The sequence below is a fragment of the Pseudomonas sp. DCB_BI genome (genome assembly GCF_026240995.1).
Lineage (GTDB): Bacteria > Pseudomonadota > Gammaproteobacteria > Pseudomonadales > Pseudomonadaceae > Aquipseudomonas.
Map to the genome: position 1 here is coordinate 136670 of NZ_JAPFCG010000002.1, position 21547 is coordinate 158216.

Consider the following 21547-nt stretch of genomic DNA (forward strand, 5'->3'; position numbering starts at 1 on the left):
GGCCCCTGCACAAAGCAGGAAAGGCCAGGCTCCTGAGAGCCTGACCTATAGGAAATTTACCGATGGATTGCAAATGACAATGCTTTAATTTCATTTCAGCCGCATGTCCGCCTACCTTGGCACAGCCCGCAAAGGCCCGCCTTTACTGGCGTGCCTGAGCGTCCTGAGGGCGCATCGAGAGGGCGACGCGTTCTGCCGTACCCAGCGGAATTTCGCCGACCACGGTCACCATCACCTTACCCTTGGGGGTGTTAAGGCGACGTGAAACCGCCGAAGTCGGGCCCAGCTGGGTGCGCATGTCGGTACCGCCGTCATCATTTACCGGCTCGAGAAACACCGAGAAACGCGCCAGGCCGTCGTCATACATCAGGCTGCTGACCGAGCTGTTGCGCTTGGGGTCGCTGCGCATCGAGCTGTTGACCAGCTCGAAGCCCGGCGGCAGCCAGTCCGAGCGCCAGCCGGCGACGCTGTCGTCGCTGGTAGCCGTGGCATGCCGCACCGGCTTGCACTCTGCCCCGGGACGCATGTCGGCATCACTGGGCAGTTCGTCGGTATCAAGGCGGGTCATCTGGAAGCGCTCCAGCAACTGCCCTTTGTCGTTGAGCATCAACGAGCGCAGCGGCAGGCCGGTTTTTTTATCCAGGTGCAATTCGAAGGCATAGCGATGCTGGTCCCGCGGGGTGAGCGTGACAATCACGGCGTCGCGCCCGGCGACCCGTGACTTGCCCGCCACGTTCAAGTCGTACCAGCTCATCAGTTTGAGGGGATCAAGCACACGTGACGAGGTGTCCGGGGGTGCCGAGACACTGCTGGCCAGGGCCCCGCTCACGCATTCCACCTTGCCATCCACGCGCACGATTTCCTGGGCGGCGCCATCGAGCTGCAACAGCCGCTCGCTGACCTTGCCGCCTTCGACCCTGTGCCAGATGTCATGGGAGGAGAAGCTGCCGTTACGTTCGTAGACAAAAGAGCCTTGATAGCTCTGCTTTTGCTCGGCCTGTGCCAGCTTGTTCAGCCACTCGCTCGCCTCGGGCGAAGAATTGGCCGCCAACGCTGGCACCGTCATGCAGCTGCCAATCAGCAGCGACAAGAGAGGTAGCGCGCGCATGATCCTCCTTACTTAACGGTTTTCCAGGCTAGCGGCGCGAGCGTAGGGCAATGCGGTTTCAGTGCCCTTCAGCGCAGACTCCTGGGCATGCTGGCGCAGGTAGCCTGGCAGACGCTGATCCCAGCCGGCCTGGTTCTGCAGCACGCCGTTGGCCATCGGCCCGGTCGGTTGCTCACTGCTTTCACTATAGCCTGCCAAAACGGCTGGGCCCTGTGCTTGTGGCACGCTCAGGCCCTGCTGAGCAGGTTGCTGGGCAGCCAGCTCGGCGCCAGTGATCTCGTCCTGGTTGTACATACGTACGCCAGCCAGTACGGCCACGGTAACCGAAGCAGCAACCGCCAGACGGGCAATGCTGCGCCAAGGCCCTTTATTGACCTTGGCCGGCACGGCTTCGTCAGCCAGCGCGGCAGATACCGCCGAAGCGAGATCCAGGTTAGGCAGCAGCAGCTCCTTGTGCATGGCTGCACGGGCAACCTGGTAACGCGACCAGGTAGCACGGGTTTCGGCATCGTCGACGGCGTTCAACACCCGACGCAATTCCAGTTCGTCCGCTTCGTTATCCATCACCGCGGACAGCGATTCCTGCAAAGCTTCACGACTCATGGCGGTTCCTCTCTTGGCTGTCGCCGCTGTCTCAGGTTTCCTGCAACAACGGCTGCAGGGCTTTGTCTATGGCCTCCCGAGCGCGGAAGATTCGAGAGCGCACGGTACCCACCGGGCATTGCATGACACTGGCAATGTCCTCGTAACTCAGTCCGTCGAACTCGCGCAGGGTCAATGCCGTGCGCAGGTCCTCTGGCAGTTGCTGGATGGTCCGATGGACGGTGCCTTCGATTTCATCCCGCAACAACGAGCGCTCTGGGGACTCGAGATCCTTGAGGCCATGATCGCCGTCGTAAAACTCCGCATCCTCGGAGCTCACATCACTGTCTGGCGGCCGTCTTCCACGGGACACCAGGTAATTCTTCGCCGTGTTGATGGCGATGCGGTACAGCCACGTATAAAACGCACTGTCGCCGCGGAAGTTGCCAAGCGCACGGTAGGCCTTGATGAAGGCTTCCTGTGCTACATCCTGGGCCTCGTGGGTATCGTGAACGAACCGCACGATCAACCCGAGAATCTTGTGCTGATACTTCAGCACCAACAGATCGAACGCTCGCCTGTCACCACGCTGCACGCGCTCGACAAGCTGCTGATCCTCTTCCTGGGTTAGCATGAACACTCCTCAGTGAACTCGAAGGAGCGTTGCATCAGCCATCGTTCAGGCTTGCAACCATAGACTCGGGCTTTGCGCAAAAGTTCTCCCCTCCAAGCAAGTTTCCTGCTGCCCTTGGTCGGCTAGCACGGAAGACGCGGCGCGGTCACGGCCGGCTACGTCGATAATCAGGTTTCGAATACGCAGGGGTCAGCCCGGTTAGGCCTGCCGCCCTGCGTCGCCGCGGCAAATTGTGGCGTGCGGGCAGCCTTCATAGGATTTCCGGCCATGTCGGAAAGTTCCCACAAAGGTTGACGCAACCTGGCAAGTGGCATGGAAATTGGCCACCCGGGGCTGCTATAAAGGCAACCCGGCCCAGTTTAACGATAGTTTCACAATGCCATCGGCGCGTGACTATTGTGCCGTGCCCCTTCCAAAGATTACTAGTGTCCCGACATGAGCCAACAATTCCAACATGATGTCCTGGTGATCGGCAGCGGTGCCGCCGGTCTCAGCCTGGCACTTAACCTCCCCAGCCACCTGCGCGTAGCCGTGCTGAGCAAGGGCGACCTGGCCAATGGCTCGACGTTCTGGGCCCAGGGCGGTGTCGCCGCCGTGCTGGACAATACCGATACCGTGCAGTCGCATGTCGAGGACACCCTCAATGCCGGCGGTGGCCTGTGCCATGAAGACGCGGTGCGTTTTACCGTCGAACACAGCCGCGAAGCCATCCAGTGGCTGATCGAGCAAGGTGTACCCTTTACCCGCGATGAACACTACAGCGTCGACGATGGGGGCTTCGAGTTCCACCTCACCCGTGAGGGCGGCCATAGCCACCGACGCATCATCCATGCTGCCGACGCTACCGGTGCGGCGATCTTTACCACGCTGCTGGAACAGGCTCGCCTGCGCCCGAATATCCAGTTGCTGGAACAGCGCGTAGCAGTCGACCTGATCACCGAGCGGCGCCTTGGGCTGCCCGGCGAGCGCTGCCTGGGTGCCTACGTACTCGACCGCAACACCGGCGAGGTGGACACCTTCGGCGCGCGATTCACCGTACTGGCCACGGGTGGCGCGGCCAAGGTCTACCTCTATACCAGCAACCCCGACGGTGCTTGCGGCGACGGCATCGCCATGGCCTGGCGGGCCGGTTGCCGGGTGGCGAACCTGGAGTTCAATCAGTTCCACCCGACCTGCCTGTACCACCCGCAGGCAAAAAGTTTTCTGATCACCGAAGCGCTGCGTGGCGAGGGCGCCCTGCTGCGCCTGCCCAACGGTGAACGCTTCATGCCGCGGTTCGACCCACGCGAAGAGCTGGCTCCGCGAGACATCGTCGCCCGCGCCATCGACCACGAGATGAAGCGCCTGGGCGTGGACTGCGTGTACCTGGACATCACCCACAAGCCGGCCGACTTCATCAAGAGCCACTTCCCCACCGTTTACGAGCGCTGCCTGGGGTTCGGTATCGATATCACCCGCCAGCCGATCCCGGTGGTGCCAGCGGCGCACTACACCTGCGGCGGGGTGATGGTCGACGAGCGTGGCCACACCGACGTGGCGGGCCTGTATGCCATTGGCGAAACCAGCTTCACCGGCCTGCACGGTGCCAACCGCATGGCCAGCAACTCGCTGTTGGAGTGCTTCGTCTATGGCCGCGCCGCTGCTGCCGACATCGAGGCGAACCTGGAGCAGGTGGCCATGCCCAAGGCCCTGCCCGGCTGGGACGCCAGCCAGGTTACCGATTCGGACGAGGATGTGATCATTGCGCACAACTGGGACGAGCTGCGGCGTTTCATGTGGGACTACGTGGGCATCGTGCGCACCAGCAAGCGGTTGCAGCGGGCGCAGCATCGCATTCGTTTGCTGCTGGATGAAATCGACGAGTTCTACAGCAACTACAAGGTCAGCCGTGACCTGATCGAGTTGCGCAACCTGGCGCAGGTAGCCGAATTGATGATCTTGTCGGCGATGCAGCGCAAGGAAAGCCGCGGGCTGCACTACACCCTGGATTACCCGGGGATGCTGGACGAGGCCAAGGACACCATCCTCAGCCCGCGCTGAAAACCGCGTCGCGGCCGTAGCGGGCTTGTCCCGCGAAGAACCCAACACAGTGCATGGCACGGGCTTCGCCCGTGTTCGCGGGACAAGCCCGCTCCCACAGGGATTGCGCTAGATCCTGAAAATTGAGCAAGCCAGTTGTTTCCCCAGGTACTGCATCAGCCTCAAGCCTGCGGGGGTACCTGTGGGAGCGGGCTTGCCCGCGAAGAATCCAACACGGTGGATGGCACCGGCTGCGCCGGTGTTCGCGGGACAAGCCCGCTCCCACAGGGATTGCGCGAGATTCTAGAAATTGAGCACGACAGTTGCTCCTGCAGCGTCACTGCCGAATCAATACGCTATAAGCACGGGTTGGCCCGCGAAGAGGCCAGGCCTGCTTTGCACTATTAGCCCTTCAAACATTTCAGCTCACTGAAATTGGAACGCACCTTATCCAGGCGCTCTTGCAGGAATCGCCGCTGCTGCGGGGTGCTCTGCTGCACCAGGTCCACCAGCAGGCTGCGGGCCTGCTGCTCGGTATTTTGGTAAGCCGCCCGGTACTCCGGTGTCCACAGGCTTTCCTTGCGCTGCAACAAGGTTGCCAGGCGCGGCTCGAAGGTGGCGTCGTTGCGCTGGTTCATCGCCAGCAGCAACTGCTGCTGCCAGTGAGCGCGGTTGGCGATCCATTCCCGGTTCTGGTCGCCCAGCGCCGTGGACCAGGCCTGGACCCGCTGCTTCTGGGCTGGCGTCAACTCGCCAAACCATGGAGTCAGGCGTTTCTCCATGCGCTCGCTACGCCGGGCGATCTGTTTTGGCAGCGGGGTGTCCACATACTTTTTCTGCCGTTCATCGATGTCCTCGCGGAACGCCTCGCGCATCTCCGCCACCTGGGCGTCGCTCATGCCGCGCAGCAGTTCGGTGGCCGATGGGGTGATTGCTTCGGCGACCCGGCCAATCGCCTGGCGGGCTTCACGGGTGCGCTGCTGCAGGGCCTGGTCGGTAACCTGATCATCCGCGACCATGTCGCGTACCCGGTCCAGCCAGTCGAGGTAACCGGGCAGCTGAGTCTTGCAATGCCAGGCCAGGTGCTCCTTCAGGCGGTCGTCGAGCAGGGCCTTCTGTTCGCGGTTCATGTCCAGGTAGTCGCCCAGCGACCACGGCACCAGGCGGTCGAGGTTGCGGTAGGCCAGGTCCATGCGGCTGCAGGCGGCGAGGGCCAGGGCAAGACCGATGGTGACAAGCAGGGCTTTGGACAGGCGAAGGGGCATGTGCTGTTCCTTGCTGAGGCTGCCCGATGGTAGACGCAAGTGGAGGCTGACGGTTCCACTGCATCGGCGGTCGGGCAGCGCGCTGGCTTCAGGTGTAGAATAGCCGCCTTGACTTGAGGATCATTGGAAATGGCTCTGCTTGGGCGTTACAACAGTTTGCAAATCGTGAAACACGTGGACTTCGGTCTGTACCTGGACGGCGGCCCCGATGGCGAGATCCTGCTGCCAGGGCGCTACATCCCGAAAAACGCCGAGACCGAAGTGGATGACTGGCTGAACGTGTTCATCTACCTGGACAGCGAAGACCAGCTGATCGCCACCACCGAAAAGCCCAAGGTGCAGGTCGGTGAGTTTGCCAGCCTCAAGGTCAAGGACATCAACGGTGCCGGCATCTTCCTCGACTGGGGCCTGTCCAAGGACCTGCTGATGCCGTATTCGGAAGAAGCGCGGCCACTGAAGATCGGCGACTATTGCGTGGTGCACGTGTACCTCGACAAGCGCACCCGCCGTATCACCGCCACGTCGCGTCTGGACCGCTACCTCGACGTCGCCCCGGCCGACTACAAGGTGGGCCAGCCGGTCGAGCTGCTGGTGGCAGGCGAAACCCCGATGGGCTTCAAGGCCATCATCAACAACCGCCACTGGGGTCTGATCCACAAGAACGAGGTGTTCAAGTTCCTGCGTTCGGGCATGCACGAGAAAGGCTTCATCAAGGAGCTGCGCCACGACGGCAAGATCGCCCTCAGCCTGCAACCGGTGGGTGCGGCGCTGGCCGACAGCCTGCAAGAGCAGATCATGGCGCGTCTGGAAGCTGAAGGCGGGGTGCTGGGCGTGTGTGACAAGAGCGACCCGGCGTTGATCAGCAAGCTGTTCAACGTCAGCAAGGGCAACTTCAAGAAGGCGATTGGCGGGTTGTTCAAGCAGGGCCTGATCGTCATCCATGACGATCGCATCGAGAAGGCCTGATCAGGCCTGCACGAAGGTGCTGAAGTCCAGCTGCTCACCACCCGGACGGGTGTCGCGCAACAGCGAGTCGCGGTCGGCGCTGAGGGCCAGGCTGATGGTGGAGCGGCGCTTGCCGGGCTTGCGCACTTCCATCCGCTCCAGGTGCGCCTTGAGGAAATTGGTGGGCACCTTCAGGTGCTGTAGCTCATCGCTTTCCGGGGTGTGCAGCAGCAGGTTGACCCAGTCGGCCTGGCCTTTGCCCAGCAGCGCCACCGGCACTTCGAACCACCACAGGTGGCGTTTGTGATCGAGGATGGCGAACAAAGTGTTGCTGCTATTAAGCACCGGGCGGGCCAGTGCTTCGTTGCGCCGGGCGATGGCGGCGGGTTTGTCGAGTTTCATGCAGGTTCCTGCGGGTTGACGCTATGAAGGCCTGCATTGTGAGGGGTGGCGGTTAGTGGAGCAAGGTTTGCCAACTGCTTTACCTGTTCCGGCCTCTTCGCAGGCTTGCCCGCAAAGAGGCCGGTAGCCTTATCGCCGAACCGGCGAGCTCAACTCGGAAGTGGCCCCATCAGCGGTAGTGACAGTCGCAGTGAAGCTGCGCAACCCGTCCACGTTCTCCAGCACCTGGGCAAACCGCGCCAGCCCTTGGTCGTCGCTGTTCACCAGCACCTCCCCAAGGTACTGCTCCGCCTCGGTGCCTTCTGCCTCGGCGTTACCAAAAAACTCCACCCGCAACAGGCTCGACGCCGGCCCTTGCACTTCTCCGCGCAGCACATTGCCCTCCAGTGCCACCAGCCGAGGCGCCTGCTGGTTATGGTTAGGCAGCGGCAGGCATGGCTTGGGCTCGCCATGGGCGTCGCAGATGATCGCCTGGTCCTGCTTTGGCAGGTCAGCCCCGACCCCGCGTGAACCCACGTACAACGCATGCGCCTGGGCCGGCACGCCAAACACGATCGCGCCTGTGCGCTGGCCAGGCACGCAAGAACCGCCCGCTTCGCAACGGCGGATGTCCTGGCTGTTGCCCCAGATGCGGTTGCCGCTCAGGCGCGTGGCGGTTACTGCCGGCTCGGGGCGCAGGGCCACGCCAATGCGGTTGCCGTGGATCAGGTTGGCGTCGAGGATATTGCCCTCGCCGGTAACGCTGACGCCGATCGAGTTGCCGCTGAAGGTGTTGGCGGCCAGGTAGTTGCGTTTGCCCCAGTTGATCTGCAGGCCGTCAGAGTAGTTCTCGAAGCGGTTGTGCACCACGCTGTTGTCGTTGCCCAGCAGAATCTCGATGCCTTGGGAGGGCTCGGGGTTGGCGGCAGTAGAGCGGAACAGGTTGTCGGCCACCAGGTTGAATGCCGCGCCACGGGTCAGCTCCAGGCCGTCGCCATTGTCGATCAGCTGGTTGCGCAGCACCTTGTTGTTGTTCGTGGTGGTAGCGGTGGGGTTACCGGCGCCATCGTCACCGGTCAGCATGATGCCAGCGCCGCCTTTGTTGGCGACGATGCGGTTGTCTTCGATCACGTTGCCACTGGCGCGGTTGACCAGGATGCCGATGCAGAAATTGCGTACTTCCAGGCCGCTCAGGTGCACGCCCTGGGTGTCTCGCAGCACCAGCCCGGGGTTGGTGGTGGTGCGCACGTTGGTGCCGAACTGGCCGGGCAGGGCGCCGGGGCAGGTGCGCACGCCCTGGTCCTTGATGTACGCCGAACCGTCGATGGCGATGTATTGGCCGTCGTGGGCCCAGGGCAGGCCGGTGATGCTTACCGGGCCCTTGATTTCCGGCAGCGCGCGGCTGGGGCGGATGACATAGGGCGGCTTGCCGACCGCAGCGATGTCGATGCGGTAGTGGCCGGGATTCTGGTTGCTGGTTTCGATCGCCCAGCGCAGCGAACCGGGCTGGCCGTCGTCGGCGTAACGCTCGACACGCAGGGTTTCGGGGCTGGCCGGTGCAGCGGCCAGGGCGGGCAGGGGGAGCAGTGGCAGCAATGCCACCAGCGCAGGCATCAAACGCATGGGTGCGGGTATCCGGAAACATTGTTCTTGTGGTGTGCCAGCCTGCTTGGGGCGGACTTTTGCGGGGCATTCTAGGGCAGCTGCGCAGGCTGCGTAGCGCTACCAGAGCGATTTGGTGCGGTATTCGCCCGCAGCTTTACCGCTCGGCTTGTGGCTGGAAAATCCGTTGAAACTCTTGGAGAGGGTGTTGGGTCCACCCTCTGTCGACACGGTTCACGTGTCTCCATTTGCAGGAGTTTTGCCATGAGCGGTACTAAAGACAAAGCGAAAGGTCTGGCCAACGAAGCGATCGGCAACGTGAAACAGGGTGTTGGCAAAGTGACCGACAATGACAAGCTGCGCGCCGAGGGCAAGGCGCAGGAGCTCAAAGGCGAGGCGCAGCAGGTCAAGGGTGACATCAAGGATGCGGTGAAGAAGCCTTGATGTGAGAAGGCCTGTGCCGGCCTCTTCGCGGGTAGACTCGCTTTAACAGGGCCCCCAGCGTGCCTGTGGGTTCACCCGCGAATAGGCCGGCATTATCGTCAGTAAATTCTTCAAACACGGCAGGGAGCAGCACAGCATCGGCACGGTCTATTAGACTTGTCTGTTGAATCGATCAAGCGGCGAAAGGAGACGCTATGATTTTTTCCGCCCTGCAGGGCTTGCCCTTGCACCGCGTGCTGGTGCGCACCGTCAAGGAATTCCTCGACGATGAGATGTCCACCTACGCCTCGGCGCTGGCTTACCAGGCGCTGTTTTCGCTGTTCCCGTTCCTGCTGTTCCTGATTGCCCTGATCGGTTTCCTGCACCTCCCCGACTTCTTCTCCTGGTTGCGCCTGCAATCGGAACTGGTGTTGCCGCCGCAAGCGCTCGAGCAGGTCAACCCGGTGATCGACCAATTGCAGCAGTCCAAGGGTGGGTTGTTGTCGGTGGGTATCGTGATTGCGTTGTGGACCGCGTCGGCCGGCGTGCGGCTGATGATGAGCGCCATGAACGCCGCCTACGACGTGCCTGAAGGCCGGCCAGTCTGGAAGCGCATTCCCCTGTCCATTTTCTACACCGTGGGCCTGGCCGGCATGCTGCTGGCGGCTGCTGCGCTGATGGTGCTGGGCCCTCAGGTGATGGAGTGGATCGCGTCGCAGGTGGGCATGCAGGAGTTCATCGTCACCTTGTGGACCATCCTGCGCTGGCCGGTGATCGTCATCCTGTTGATGGTGGCGGTGGCGTTGATCTACTACGTGATGCCTGACGTAAAGCAGAAGTTTCGCTTTATCACCCCGGGCTCGGTGCTGGCGGTGGTGGTATGGATCGTCGCCTCGCTGGGCTTTGCCTACTACGTGAAAACCTTCGCTGACTACAACGCCATGTACGGCAGCATTGGTGCAATCATCGTGCTGTTGCTGTATTTCTATATTTCGGCCGCCGTGCTGCTGCTTGGCGCCGAAATGAACGCGGTGATCGAGCACATGTCGAGCGAGGGCAAGAACCCTGGTGAGAAAGATTTCGAAGGGCACAAGGCCCCGGAAACCATCACCGTGCTGGGTCATGAGCACCCGCAACCAAGCCAGCACCAACCTTCCGAGCCGAACCCCAGATGATCCGTGACATCCTCAAGATGGGCGATGAACGCCTGTTGCGCATCGCTCCACCCGTGCCCGAGCAGATGCTCGGCAGTGCCGAACTGCAGCAACTGATCGACGACATGTTCGAAACCATGCGCCATGTCGGCGGCGTGGGCCTGGCTGCGCCGCAGGTCGGCATCGACCTGCAACTGGTGATCTTCGGCTTTGAACGCAGCGAGCGTTACCCGGATGCCGAAGCAGTGCCGCAGACCATCCTGCTGAACCCGGTCATCACGCCGACTTCAAGCGAGATCGAGGACGGCTGGGAAGGCTGCCTGTCGGTGCCCGGCTTGCGTGGCGTGGTCCCGCGCTTCAAGCATATCTGTTACGAAGGCATCGACCCTCAAGGCAACCCGATCAGCCGCTTCGCCGATGGTTTCCATGCGCGGGTGGTGCAGCATGAATGCGACCACCTGATCGGGCGTCTGTACCCGTCGCGTATCCAGGACTTTGCCAAGTTCGGCTACACCGAGGTGCTGTTCCCGGGGCTCGAAGCCAGCGACGACTGATCCCGCTGCAACGCCACCAGCCGTTTGCTGCGCTGGTAGCGTTGCAGGCGGCTAGCCAGGGCCTCTGGCAACTGCTGGGCCAGGGCGAAACCCAGGTGTTGATAGAAGGGCGCCAGGTCCGGGTGGCAGAACAGCCAGGTCGGCCCGTCAGTCTGTGCCAGCGCCGCCTCGACCAGGCGCCCGGCCACACCTTGACTGCGCCGCTGCGGCGCCACGAACAGCCCGGTCAGCCAGAAACCCTCGCCCACTTTGCTCAGGCTCAGCCCGGCGATGATACCCGGCCCCCTGGTTACCCACAGGTCGGCGTCGCTGGCCGCACGCATGCGTGAGCCGTGCTGGCGGTAAAAATGGTCCAGCAGCCGGCGTTCTATGCCCGAAAGTTTTGAACACGATAAATTTTCAGAAATGACGCGCCCTACCCTGAAAGCTGGCCAGAGGCTCTGGCCTGAAGATTTGCGGCCACTTTGTCGCAGATTGTTGCAAATCCGGCAAGGGTGAATATCCGAGTTCGGGGTTCAACTATTGTTGGCCGGGAGTAGACTTTTATTCATCCCCCCTGGCAGTACGAAGCGGGATCGGTACTTCGTGCCATCTTCACCGTAGATGGCAACTTCTCCGCGCCGGATACGGCAATAGAAGTCAATCGATCAGCTTGAACGCTCAAAAGGCAAAACCACATGAAACCATTACTGATTCTTGCATTGGTCGGTATGTCCTCGTTCGCCCTCGCCGATGAGGCCCAACCTGTCTCCAGCCAGCCTGTGGCCCAGCAGTACGACTATTCGATGAACCTGGACATCAAGCGGGTGATCAACCTGTCGACCATCCCCAATGTCTGCGAAGTGGTACCTGCGACCATGACCTATGAAGACCACCAGGGCCAGGTGCATACCATCCAGTATCGTGCCATGGGTGAGGGTTGCCAGCAGGGCTGACGGCAGGTCAGGCGATCCAGGTGGTCGCCGCAGCCTCTTCACCGCCTGTGGGATCGAGCACCGCCCGCGCGGCGCTCGATCTCCCAGACGCCCAACCCCCGAGAACATTCACCAGCTAGGCCCTGATGCATGCTCTCAGCATAAAATAATCTCCACCTCTGTCGATTCCACCTTCCTCCATTCGACCATGAGTGAAGGCACGCGCGCAGTGTGCCAAAACACCCTGTCCTGTCGGAGGAACCCCCGATGAGCACCGCAGCCGAAACCGAGATCCGCCAATTGATCGAGCGCTGGATGCAAGCCGTGCGCGATCGCGACATCCCCAATATTACCGCCCCCTACGCTGACGATATCGTCGCCTTCGATGCCATCCAGGCCCTGCAGTTCAAGGGTAAGGCCGCCTACACCGCGCACTGGCAAATGTGCATCGGCATGTGTCCCGGTGCCATGGTCTTCGAACTTGCCGAACTGACCGTGCATGCCTCCGGTGATTTGGCCCTGGCCCACTGGCTTAACCGCTGCGGGCCGGCTGACGACGAGAGCCAGTGCGGCTTCATGCGCGCCACCGTGGGTTATCGTCGCCAGGCGGGTCAATGGCAGGTTGTCCATGAGCATTGGTCAGCCCCCTTCGACATGCAAACGCAAAAAGCCCTGTTCGATCTCAAGCCCTGAGCCGTTATCGCCAAACGCACTTTGCCAATGCCCTGGAGGCGACCATGAAATACCTGTGCCTGGTCTATTGTGACGAGGGGCTGTTGCACAGCCTGCCCGACAGCCCGGAAGACGCCGAGTGCATGGCCTACGCCGAGGCCATTCATGGCTCCGGGCGAATGCTCGCAGCCGAGGCGTTGAAGCCAGTGCAGACAGCCACCACCGTGCGAGTACGCAACGGGCACATGAGCCTGACCGACGGCCCTTTCGCTGAAACCAAAGAGCAACTGGCCGGTTTTTACCTGGTGGAGGCCCGCGACCTTAATGAAGCGCTGAACATCGCCAAGGGCATCCCCGCCGCCAGAGTGGGCAGTGTCGAAGTGCGACCAGTGCGCGAACTGCAACTTTGACTGCCACGGAGAACTACCAGCATGAGCCTTGCACCCACTGCGCAAGCGCAACACGAGTTGTCTATCAGCCGCCTGATCGACGCGCCACCGGCCAAGGTGTTCCGCGCCTGGACCGAACCTCAGTGGCTGATGCAGTGGTGGGGGCCGCACGGCATGACCACCCCTGAGTGCGAGATGCAGTTGTGGGCCGGTGGCCTGTTCCGCACTCTGATGCGGGCACCGGATGGCAGTGAGTACCCGAACCAGGGCGTTTTTCTGGAAATTGCCGCGCCGCGCCGTCTGGTATTCACCGATGCCTTCGGCCCTGGCTGGGTCCCCTCGAACAAGGCGTTCATGACTGCCGTGATCAGCTTTGACGAGGAGCTGGACAAAACCCGCTACACCGCCCGCGCCTGGCACTGGAGTGCCGCTGATTGCCGGACCCATGAGGAAATGGGCTTCTACCAGGGATGGGGAGAAAGCCTGGACCGCCTGGTGGAGGTGGTGACCCAGCGGATGCCCGACTGATGGCGGCACTGGTGCAGGTACGCGCCGAGCTCGAGGCAGTGTACCGGCTGGAGTCGCGGCGCATCCTGGCGACGCTGATCCGCCTGCTGGGTGACTTCGACCTGGCCGAGGAGGCCATGCACGATGCTTTCTTCATCGCTGTCGAGCGCTGGCAACGTGACGGTATCCCAGCCAACCCGCGCGCTTGGCTGGTGTCCACCGGGCGTTTCAAGGCCATCGATGCGCTGCGTCGGCGCGCCCGCTTCGACCGCTCCCAGGCCGACCTGAGCATGCTGCTCGACAGCCAGGCACAGGACCCCAGCGAAGAAGAATTGCTGGCGGATGACCGTTTGCGGCTGATTTTCACCTGTTGCCACCCGGCCCTGTCGGCTGATGCCCAGGTGCCGTTGACCCTGCGCGAAGTCTGCGACCTGACCACCGAGCAGATCGCCCGCGCCTTCCTGCAAAGCCCGGCCACCATCGCCCAGCGCATCGTCCGTGCCAAGGCCAAGATCCGCGATGCCGGCATCCCTTACCAGGTGCCGGAGCTGAGCGAACTTCCCGAGCGCCTGGAAAGTGTGTTGCGGGTCATCTACCTGGTGTTCAACGAGGGGTATTCAGCGTCTTCGGGTGAGACTCTTTTGCAGCAGGACCTGAGCGATGAAGCCATCCGCCTTGCGCGGTTGCTGGTGCAGTTGATGCCTGACCCTGAAGCGGTCGGCTTGCTGGCCCTGATGCTGCTGCACGCCTCCCGGCAGCAGGCGCGCACCGATGCTGATGGCAACCTGGTGCTGCTGGAGCAGCAGGACCGGAGCCTGTGGGACCGGCCGCGCATTGCCGAAGGCTGCGAGTTGGTGCGCCAGGCCCTGCAGAGCCGGGCCTTTGGTGCCTACACGGTGCAGGCGGCTATTGCTGCTGTGCATGCTGAAGCGGCAACCGCAGGTGAAACGGACTGGGCGGAAATCGTCGGCCTGTATGACGTGTTGCAGCGGCATTGGCCGTCAGCGGTGGTGGAACTGAACCGGGCGGTGGCACTCGCGAAGCGGGATGGGCCGGAGGTTGGCCTGCGCGAAGTCGAAGGGATTCTGGCGCGCGGTGAACTGCTGGACTATCACCTGGCGCATGCGGCGCGGGCCGAGCTGCACTACCAGCTGGGGCAGGTGGGGGAGGCGCGTGCGGCGTGGCTGCAGGCGCTGGCGCTGACCCGGCAGGCGCCGGAGCGGCGGCATATCGAGCAGCGCCTGAAAGTCATCGAGTGATGTTGGCTGCGCTGGCCTCTTCGCGGGTAAACCCGCTCCCACAGGATCACCACAGGTTTGAGCATTGTGCTGTACCTGTGGGAGCGGGTTTACCCGCGAAGAGGCCGTTGCGGTCTACATCAATCTTCAGCTAGCCACGAAATTCGGTGGCGACACCAGCTCGACGGTCTGCTGCTTGCGCGGTGCAAGGATCTCGGCCTCGCCCTGCACCACCAGCTCATCGTTCTGGTTGTACACGTTGGTGGCAATACGCACCTTGAACTTGGGCAGCTTCTCGAGAATTTTCAGGCGCACGGTCAAGGTGTCGCCGATTTTAACCGGCTTCTGGAAGCTCATCTGCTGGCCCAGGTAGATGGTGCCAGGGCCGGGCAGGGTGCAGGCCACTGCCGCACTGATCAGCGCGCCGCTGAACATGCCATGGGCAATACGCTCGCGAAACATGCTTTTGGCGGCGAACTCGGCATCCAGATGAACCGGGTTGTGGTCACCGGACATCGCGGCGAACAGCTGGATGTCACGTTCTTCAACGGACTTCTTGTACTCGGCCGTCTGGCCAACTTCGAGGGCTTCGTAAGGCGTGTTGGTGACCTGGGACATCGGTGCTTCCTTAAGCGTTGGGCGAGGGCAGCGATCATTCACTGCGCACGGGGCGGCCAAGGGCCAGCGCCTGTTCAAGCCAGCCGAGAATATCGGCGGTGACCTCGTCACGGTTGGTTTCGTTGAGTACTTCATGCCGCGCTTCAGGGTAGACGCGCAGCTGGACATGTCGATTGCCGGTCGCGCGCAGCGCGTCAGCCAGGTGGGTGAGACGCTTGCCGGCACTGACCGGATCACATTCTCCTCCAATCACCAGCATCGGCAGGTTCGGATCGATTTGCGCGAGGTTACCCGGCTTGCTGATTTGCGCCAAGCCTTGCAGCAGGTCGAGCCAAAGCTGGTTGCTGCAGCGAAAGCCGCACAGCGGGTCGTTGACGTACAGGTCGACCTCGACCGGGTCGCGGCTGAGCCAGTCGAATGCGGTGCGGGTAGGGGTGAAGGGCTTGTTGAACGAACCAAACGACAGCCACTCGATCAGTGCGCTTTTACCCAGCGAACCCTGGCGCCAGGCCTCCAGCCGGGCAATCAGCCGGGCCGCCCGATAAAGCGCTGCCGGCTGGAAGTTGGAGCCGCTGAGAATCGCCCCCTGCAAGCTGGCGCTGTGGTGCAGCAAGTAGGCCTGGGCGATGTAGCTGCCCATGCTGTGGCCGAACAGGAACAGCGGTGTGCACGGGTACTGCTGACCGATGTGCTGGGCCAACCGGCCGAGGTCGTTGACCACGGCATTCCAGCCATGATGGCGGGCGAACAGGCCGAGACTGCCCTGCTCGGCCGTGCGCCCGTGGCCACGCTGGTCGGCCGCGAACAGGGCAAAGCCGGCCTCGCTCAACGCGTCGCCCAGCCGCTGGTAGCGCCCGGCATGCTCGGCCATGCCGTGGGCCAGCAACACCACGGCCTTTACCGGCTTGGCCGGCAGCCATTGGTGTACATACAGGCTGCAGTGCTCACTGGCGGGCAGCCAGAAGGCGTCGTGGGGCATGGCGGATCCTTGTGCGCAGGGTTACCCGGACAGTGTATGCACAACCGGCCGGATTGCAGGAAGGGCACAAATAAGATTCACAATGTTAATGGCGGCACTTGGCGTGTATGCCATCTCGGGCTTACCTGCTAACGTCGGATCAACGCCTTTTTGCCGGCAGGCGATGAGGTAAAGGACTAAAGGACGCGGTGCAGGTCCAGGCAGAGGAACAATAATAAATGCAAGCCGACTTCTGGAATGACAAGCGCCCTGCGGGCGTGCCATCCACCATCGACATCAATGCCTACACCTCGGTGGTCGAGGTGTTCGAGCGCTCCTGCAAGCGCTTTGCCGACCGCCCCGCGTTCAGCAACCTGGGGGTCACCCTCAGCTACGCGGACCTGGAGCGCCATTCGGCAGCCTTCGCCGCGTGGCTGCAGCAGCACACCGATCTCCAGCCGGGTGACCGCATCGCGGTGCAGATGCCCAACGTGCTGCAGTACCCCATTGCCGTGTTCGGTGCCATGCGCGCGGGGCTGATCGTGGTCAACACCAACCCGCTGTACACCGAGCGCGAAATGCGCCACCAGTTCAAGGACAGCGGCGCGCGTGCGTTGGTGTACCTGAACATGTTTGGCAAGCGGGTCCAGGAGGTGCTGCCCGACACCGGCATCGAGTACCTGATCGAGGCGAAGATGGGCGACCTGCTGCCCGCCGCCAAGGGCTGGCTGGTCAACACGGTGGTCGACAAGCTGAAGAAGATGGTACCGGCCTACCGGTTGCCCCAGGCCATTGCGTTCAAGCAGGTGCTGCGCCAAGGCCGCGGGCTGTCGCCCAAAGCGGTGCCGCTGAGCCTCGACGATATCGCCGTATTGCAATACACCGGCGGCACTACTGGCCTGGCCAAGGGCGCCATGCTCACCCACGGCAACCTGGTGGCCAACATGCTGCAGGTGCTGGCCTGCTTCTCGCAGCACGGCCCCGACGGGCAGAAGCTGCTCAAGGACGGCCAGGAGGTGATGATCGCGCCGCTGCCGCTGTACCACATCTATGCGTTTACCGCGAACTGCATGTGCATGATGGTCACCGGCAACCACAACGTGCTGATCACCAACCCGCGGGATATCCCCGGTTTCATCAAGGAGCTCGGCAAGTGGCGGTTCTCGGCCTTGCTGGGGTTGAACACACTGTTCGTCGCCCTGATGGATCACCCCGGCTTCCGCCAGCTGGACTTCTCGGCGCTGAAGGTCACCAACTCCGGCGGCACAGCGCTGGTCAAGGCTACCGCCGAACGCTGGGAGGCCATTACCGGCTGCCGTATCGTCGAAGGTTACGGCCTGACCGAAACCTCGCCGGTGGCCAGCACCAACCCCTATGGCCAGTTGGCGCGCCTGGGCACAGTGGGCATCCCGGTTGCCGGCACAGCCTTCAAGGTGATCGACGATGACGGCAACGAACTGCCGCTGGGGGAGCGTGGCGAGCTGTGCATCAAAGGGCCTCAGGTGATGAAGGGCTACTGGCAGCAGCCCGAGGCTACGGCGCAGGCGCTGGATGCAGACGGCTGGTTCAAGACCGGTGATATCGCGGTGATCGACCCGGACGGCTTCACCCGTATCGTCGACCGCAAGAAGGACATGATCATCGTCTCGGGCTTCAACGTGTACCCCAACGAGATCGAGGACGTGGTGATGGGCCACCCCAAGGTTGCCAACTGCGCAGCCATCGGCGTGCCGGACGAGCGTTCCGGTGAGGCAGTGAAACTGTTCGTGGTACCACGTGAGGGGGGGCTGAGCGTGGAAGAGTTGAAGGCCTACTGCAAGGCCAACTTCACTGGCTACAAGGTGCCCAAACACATCGTGTTGCGCGACTCGCTGCCCATGACGCCGGTGGGCAAGATTCTGCGGCGAGAGCTGCGGGATATCGCGTGATACGTGCTTAGCCATTCGCGGGCTCGCCCGCGAATGCTTAAAAACCGCTCTAACAGGCTGAATACAGCCTGATCTGCGACATTTTGGATAATTACTCTAAAAATGACTTGTATTGTTCATTGAGTCATTTTTGTGACCGTGAAGCCTGTTTTGGCCTCTAGGCGACCCTAGGCAAAGCTGTTACTCTCGGCCCGCTTTCAGATGATCCGGTTTGCAATGAGCCGTCATCTCATATCAATAATAAACGCATCGACGCGTGAATCGAACTTCGCTGTTGCTGAAGGAGTGGGCTTCCATGATCGAAAATTTTTGGAAGGATAAGTACCCAGCCGGGATTACGGCGGAAATCAATCCTGACGAATTCCCCAACATCCAGGCGGTACTCAAGCAATCCTGCCAACGCTTTGCCGACAAACCGGCCTTTAGCAACCTGGGCAAGACTATCACTTATGGCGAGTTGTATGCGCTGTCGGGGGCGTTTGCTGCCTGGCTGCAGCAGCATACCGACCTCAAGCCGGGTGACCGCATTGCCGTGCAGTTGCCCAATGTCCTGCAATACCCGGTCGCGGTGTTCGGTGCCATGCGCGCCGGGCTGATCGTGGTCAACACCAACCCGCTGTACACGGCGCGGGAGATGGAACACCAATTCAACGATTCGGGCGCCAAGGCCCTGGTGTGCCTGGCCAACATGGCCCACCTGGCCGAAAAGGTGGTGCCCAAGACCCAGGTCAAGCACGTTATCGTCACAGAAGTGGCCGACCTGCTCCCGCCCCTGAAGCGCCTGTTGATCAACAGCGTGATCAAGTACGTGAAGAAGATGGTGCCGGCCTACCACCTGCCGCAGGCCGTGCGCTTCAATGACGCGCTGGCGCTGGGCAGGGGCCAGCCGGTAATCGAGGCCAACCCGCAGGCCAGCGACGTGGCGGTGCTGCAGTACACCGGCGGCACCACTGGCGTGGCCAAGGGCGCCATGCTGACCCACCGCAACCTGGTGGCCAACATGCTGCAGTGCCGGGCGCTGATGGGCTCGAACCTGCACGAAGGCTGCGAAATCCTTATCACCCCGCTGCCGCTGTACCACATCTACGCGTTTACCTTCCATTGCATGGCCATGATGCTGATCGGCAACCACAACGTGCTGATCAGCAACCCGCGTGACCTGCCGGCGATGGTCAAGGAACTGGGCAAGTGGAAGTTCAGCGGGTTTGTCGGCCTCAACACACTGTTCGTTGCCCTGTGCAATAACGAAGCGTTTCGCGCCCTGGACTTCTCGGCTCTGAAAATCACCCTGTCGGGCGGCATGGCCTTGCAGCTGAGCGTGGCCGAGCGCTGGAAGGCCGTTACCGGTTGTGCCATCTGCGAAGGCTACGGCATGACCGAAACCAGCCCGGTGGCAGCGGTGAACCCGGCGGAGGCCAACCAGGTCGGCACCATCGGTATTCCGGTACCATCGACCCTGTGCAAGGTCATCGACGACGCTGGCATCGAGCTCCCGTTGGGCGAAGTGGGTGAACTGTGCGTCAAGGGCCCGCAGGTCATGAAGGGCTACTGGCAGCGCGAAGACGCCACTGCCGAGATTCTCGATAACCAAGGTTGGCTGAAGACCGGCGACATCGCCCTGATCCAGCCTGATGGCTACATGCGAATTGTCGACCGCAAGAAGGACATGATCCTGGTCTCGGGCTTCAACGTATACCCCAACGAGCTGGAAGACGTGCTGGCAGCCTTGCCGGGCGTATTGCAGTGCGCGGCCATTGGTGTGCCGGACGAGAAGTCGGGTGAGGTGATCAAGGTCTTCATCGTGGTCAAGCCGGGCATGACCGTGACCAAGGAGCAGGTGATGGAGCACATGCGTGCCAACGTGACCGGCTACAAGGTGCCACGCCTGATCGAGTTCCGCGATTCGCTGCCGACCACCAACGTGGGCAAGATCCTGCGCCGCGAACTGCGTGATGAAGAGCTCAAGAAGCAGGGCTTGAAGAAGATCGCCTGATCAGAACGCCGAACGGTCATTGTGGGAGTCTTGTGTCGCGAAAGGGGCGCAAGGCCGCTCCACTTTATCGTGCCAGCTTTCCAGGTACTGCATCAGCCTCAAGCCTGCGGGGGTACCTGTGGGAGCGGGCTTGTCCCGCGAAGCATCCAACACGGCGCATGGCACGGGCTTCGCCCGTGTTCGCGGGACAAGCCCGCTCCCACAGGGGGTCGCGCTAGCTTCTAGAAATTGAGCAAGCCAGTTGTTTCCCCAGGTACTGCATCAGCCTCAAGCCCCAGGGATCGCGCTAGACTGCAGAAATTGAGCAAGCCAGTTGCTCCTCCACAGTTCGTCAACTCAGCGCAGCTTCTCAAGCATCTGGTAATACCACATCCCCGCCGCCAGCAGCGGGTTCCCCAGCAAGTCCCCCATTGGCACCCGCACATGCTTGCACTGGGCGAAGGTGTCGAACTTTTCCAGAGTGCCGGTCAGCGCTTCGGCCATGATCTCGCCCATGATGTGGCTGGTGGCAATGCCGTGCCCCGAATAACCCTGGCAATACCAAACGTTATCCGACAGCTTGCCCAGCTGGGGGATGCGGTTGACCACGATGCCCATGGCGCAGCTCCACTGGAATTCGATCGGTACGCCCTTCAAGGCCGGGAACGTGCGTTCGATGCAGGGGCGCAGTTCGGCTTCGATATCCCGTGAGTCACGGCCGGAGTAGTTGGCGCCGCCGCCGAACAGCAGGCGCTTGTCGGCCGTCAGGCGGTAGTAGTCCAGCACGAAGCGGCAGTCGTACACCGCCAGGTCCTGCGGGTTGATCTGCTCGGCCAGTTCACCCAGCGGAGCAGTGGTGACGATGCCACCCATGGCCGGGAAGATCTTGCCCTTGAGCTGGCGCTTTTCCAGCTTGTGGTACACGTCGCCGGCCAGCATCACCTGGCGTGCTTCGACCCGGCCATGGGCGGTGACTACCGCCGGGCGCGGCCCGTGGACGATGTCCAGCACCTCGGAGTTCTCGAAAATCAGCGCGCCCAGGCTGTGCGCGGCGCGGGCTTCGCCGAGGCACAGGTTGAGCGGGTGCAGGTGCAGGTTGCGCAGGTTCTTCAGCGCGCCCTGGTACAACGGGCTCTGTAGGTGCTCAGCCACAGCAGCGCGGTCGAGCAGTTGCACCTGCTCGCCCATGCCCCGGCGGTGGGCCTCGGCTTCGAATGCGCGCAACTCGTTCATGTGCGACGGCTTCATCGCTGCATGCAGGTGGCCGCGCTTGAGGTCGCAGTCGATGCCGTAGCGCGCCACGCGTTGCTCGATCACTTGGTGGCCACGCCAGCGCAGGTGCCAGATGAAGTCATCGACTTCGGCGCCCAGATGGTTGCGCATCTGTGTGCGCATGGCCTCGTCGCCTGACAGGCTGCCGGTGACCTGGCCACCATTACGACCGCTGGCCCCCCAGCCGATGCGGTTGGTTTCGACAATGGCGACCTTCAAGCCACGTTCGGCCAGTTCGACTGCCGTGGCCACGCCGGTGAAGCCGCCGCCGATGATCGCCACATCCACCTGTACAGTGCCCTTGAGTTGCGGGTACTCGGTGTGGTCGTTGAGGGTGGCGCTGTAGTAGGACGGCGCACGCTGCGCCGGGCCGTTGTTCAATGCTGCGTTCATGGGTGTTCCTTGTTTTGTA

Annotated in this window: 22 protein-coding genes; 12 read left to right on the forward strand and 10 right to left on the reverse strand. The window is 62.2% G+C overall.

The window, feature by feature from the left end:
- Window positions 1-142 precede the first annotated feature (142 nt).
- Genes OO258_RS02925 through rpoE form a run of 3 tightly spaced genes read right to left on the reverse strand, consistent with a single transcriptional unit; the run spans window position 143 to window position 2324 of the window.
- Window positions 143-1108 (reverse strand): MucB/RseB C-terminal domain-containing protein, encoded by a 966-nt coding sequence (locus OO258_RS02925; RefSeq protein WP_266028807.1) that lies wholly within the window; start codon window positions 1106-1108, stop codon window positions 143-145.
- Window positions 1109-1120: 12 nt separating this feature from the next.
- Complete coding sequence (locus OO258_RS02930) at window positions 1121-1711, reverse strand: RseA family anti-sigma factor (RefSeq protein ID WP_110742718.1); 591 nt, start codon at window positions 1709-1711, stop codon at window positions 1121-1123.
- 31 nt (window positions 1712-1742) lie between these two features.
- Complete coding sequence (gene rpoE, locus OO258_RS02935; protein WP_003252049.1) at window positions 1743-2324, reverse strand: RNA polymerase sigma factor RpoE; 582 nt, start codon at window positions 2322-2324, stop codon at window positions 1743-1745.
- A gap of 435 nt (window positions 2325-2759) precedes the next feature.
- On the opposite strand from rpoE, the gene nadB reads away from it, so the two are divergent.
- The gene (nadB, locus tag OO258_RS02940) at window positions 2760-4364 is read left to right on the forward strand and encodes an L-aspartate oxidase (protein WP_110742717.1); all 1605 of its coding nucleotides are present in this window, start codon (window positions 2760-2762) and stop codon (window positions 4362-4364) included.
- Between the two features lie 383 nt (window positions 4365-4747).
- Here the strand turns inward: nadB and OO258_RS02945 are convergent, their stop codons facing one another.
- The gene (locus OO258_RS02945; protein ID WP_266028808.1) at window positions 4748-5608 is read right to left on the reverse strand and encodes a DUF6279 family lipoprotein; all 861 of its coding nucleotides are present in this window, start codon (window positions 5606-5608) and stop codon (window positions 4748-4750) included.
- Window positions 5609-5737: 129 nt separating this feature from the next.
- On the opposite strand from OO258_RS02945, the gene OO258_RS02950 reads away from it, so the two are divergent.
- Entirely contained in the window at window positions 5738-6574 is an 837-nt protein-coding gene (locus OO258_RS02950) for a S1 RNA-binding domain-containing protein (protein WP_110743732.1), read from the forward strand.
- Here OO258_RS02950 and OO258_RS02955 read toward each other — a convergent pair whose 3' ends face one another.
- Together OO258_RS02955 and OO258_RS02960 are read right to left on the reverse strand one after the other, a co-directional pair.
- Entirely contained in the window at window positions 6575-6955 is a 381-nt protein-coding gene (locus tag OO258_RS02955) for a hypothetical protein (RefSeq protein WP_110743731.1), read from the reverse strand. It abuts the gene before it with no gap.
- Between the two features lie 129 nt (window positions 6956-7084).
- Window positions 7085-8557, reverse strand: coding sequence for a right-handed parallel beta-helix repeat-containing protein (locus OO258_RS02960; protein WP_266028809.1), 1473 nt, complete (start codon window positions 8555-8557; stop codon window positions 7085-7087).
- 243 nt (window positions 8558-8800) lie between these two features.
- Between OO258_RS02960 and OO258_RS02965 the strand changes: the two genes are divergently transcribed.
- From OO258_RS02965 to def, 3 genes are all read left to right on the forward strand, one after another.
- Window positions 8801-8980, forward strand: a complete 180-nt coding sequence (locus OO258_RS02965; RefSeq protein WP_110743729.1) for a CsbD family protein — start codon at window positions 8801-8803, stop codon at window positions 8978-8980.
- 194 nt (window positions 8981-9174) lie between these two features.
- Window positions 9175-10134 carry a YihY/virulence factor BrkB family protein gene (locus tag OO258_RS02970; protein WP_110743728.1) on the forward strand — a complete coding sequence of 320 codons (960 nt, stop codon included), beginning with the start codon at window positions 9175-9177 and terminating at the stop codon, window positions 10132-10134.
- On the forward strand, window positions 10131-10667 hold the full coding sequence (gene def / locus OO258_RS02975; RefSeq protein WP_266028810.1) for a peptide deformylase: 537 nt from the start codon (window positions 10131-10133) through the stop codon (window positions 10665-10667). Before OO258_RS02970 ends, def begins: the two co-directional genes overlap by 4 nt.
- Here the strand turns inward: def and OO258_RS02980 are convergent.
- A complete protein-coding gene (locus OO258_RS02980) occupies window positions 10622-10990 on the reverse strand; it encodes a GNAT family N-acetyltransferase (RefSeq protein WP_266028811.1) in 369 nt (122 codons plus the stop codon). The genes def and OO258_RS02980 overlap by 46 nt on opposite strands.
- Window positions 10991-11344: 354 nt before the next feature.
- Here OO258_RS02980 and OO258_RS02985 point away from each other — a divergent pair, with 354 nt between their 5' ends.
- From OO258_RS02985 to OO258_RS03005, 5 genes are all read left to right on the forward strand, one after another.
- Window positions 11345-11602: a DUF2790 domain-containing protein gene (locus OO258_RS02985; protein WP_110743725.1), complete on the forward strand. Its 258-nt coding sequence runs from the start codon at window positions 11345-11347 to the stop codon at window positions 11600-11602.
- Between the two features lie 246 nt (window positions 11603-11848).
- The gene (locus OO258_RS02990; protein WP_266028812.1) at window positions 11849-12274 is read left to right on the forward strand and encodes a YybH family protein; all 426 of its coding nucleotides are present in this window, start codon (window positions 11849-11851) and stop codon (window positions 12272-12274) included.
- A 44-nt stretch (window positions 12275-12318) separates the two neighbouring features.
- Window positions 12319-12663: a YciI family protein gene (locus OO258_RS02995; RefSeq protein WP_110743723.1), complete on the forward strand. Its 345-nt coding sequence runs from the start codon at window positions 12319-12321 to the stop codon at window positions 12661-12663.
- A 21-nt stretch (window positions 12664-12684) separates the two neighbouring features.
- Window positions 12685-13170 carry an SRPBCC family protein gene (locus tag OO258_RS03000; protein ID WP_266028813.1) on the forward strand — a complete coding sequence of 162 codons (486 nt, stop codon included), beginning with the start codon at window positions 12685-12687 and terminating at the stop codon, window positions 13168-13170.
- Window positions 13170-14408, forward strand: a complete 1239-nt coding sequence (locus tag OO258_RS03005) for an RNA polymerase sigma factor (RefSeq protein ID WP_266028814.1) — start codon at window positions 13170-13172, stop codon at window positions 14406-14408. The genes OO258_RS03000 and OO258_RS03005 overlap by 1 nt, the downstream gene beginning before the upstream one ends.
- A gap of 126 nt (window positions 14409-14534) precedes the next feature.
- On the opposite strand, the gene OO258_RS03010 is transcribed toward OO258_RS03005, so the two are convergent.
- On the reverse strand, window positions 14535-15005 hold the full coding sequence (locus OO258_RS03010) for a MaoC family dehydratase (RefSeq protein ID WP_266028815.1): 471 nt from the start codon (window positions 15003-15005) through the stop codon (window positions 14535-14537).
- 34 nt (window positions 15006-15039) lie between these two features.
- Complete coding sequence (locus OO258_RS03015; RefSeq protein WP_266028816.1) at window positions 15040-15984, reverse strand: alpha/beta hydrolase; 945 nt, start codon at window positions 15982-15984, stop codon at window positions 15040-15042.
- Between the two features lie 218 nt (window positions 15985-16202).
- Between OO258_RS03015 and fadD2 the strand changes: the two genes are divergently transcribed.
- Both fadD2 and fadD1 read left to right on the forward strand, forming a co-directional pair.
- On the forward strand, window positions 16203-17891 hold the full coding sequence (gene fadD2 / locus OO258_RS03020; RefSeq protein ID WP_110743719.1) for a long-chain-fatty-acid--CoA ligase FadD2: 1689 nt from the start codon (window positions 16203-16205) through the stop codon (window positions 17889-17891).
- Window positions 17892-18186: 295 nt separating this feature from the next.
- Entirely contained in the window at window positions 18187-19884 is a 1698-nt protein-coding gene (gene fadD1 / locus OO258_RS03025; protein WP_110743718.1) for a long-chain-fatty-acid--CoA ligase FadD1, read from the forward strand.
- Between the two features lie 336 nt (window positions 19885-20220).
- Here fadD1 and OO258_RS03030 read toward each other — a convergent pair whose 3' ends face one another.
- Complete coding sequence (locus OO258_RS03030; protein ID WP_266028817.1) at window positions 20221-21528, reverse strand: NAD(P)/FAD-dependent oxidoreductase; 1308 nt, start codon at window positions 21526-21528, stop codon at window positions 20221-20223.
- Window positions 21529-21547 lie beyond the last annotated feature (19 nt).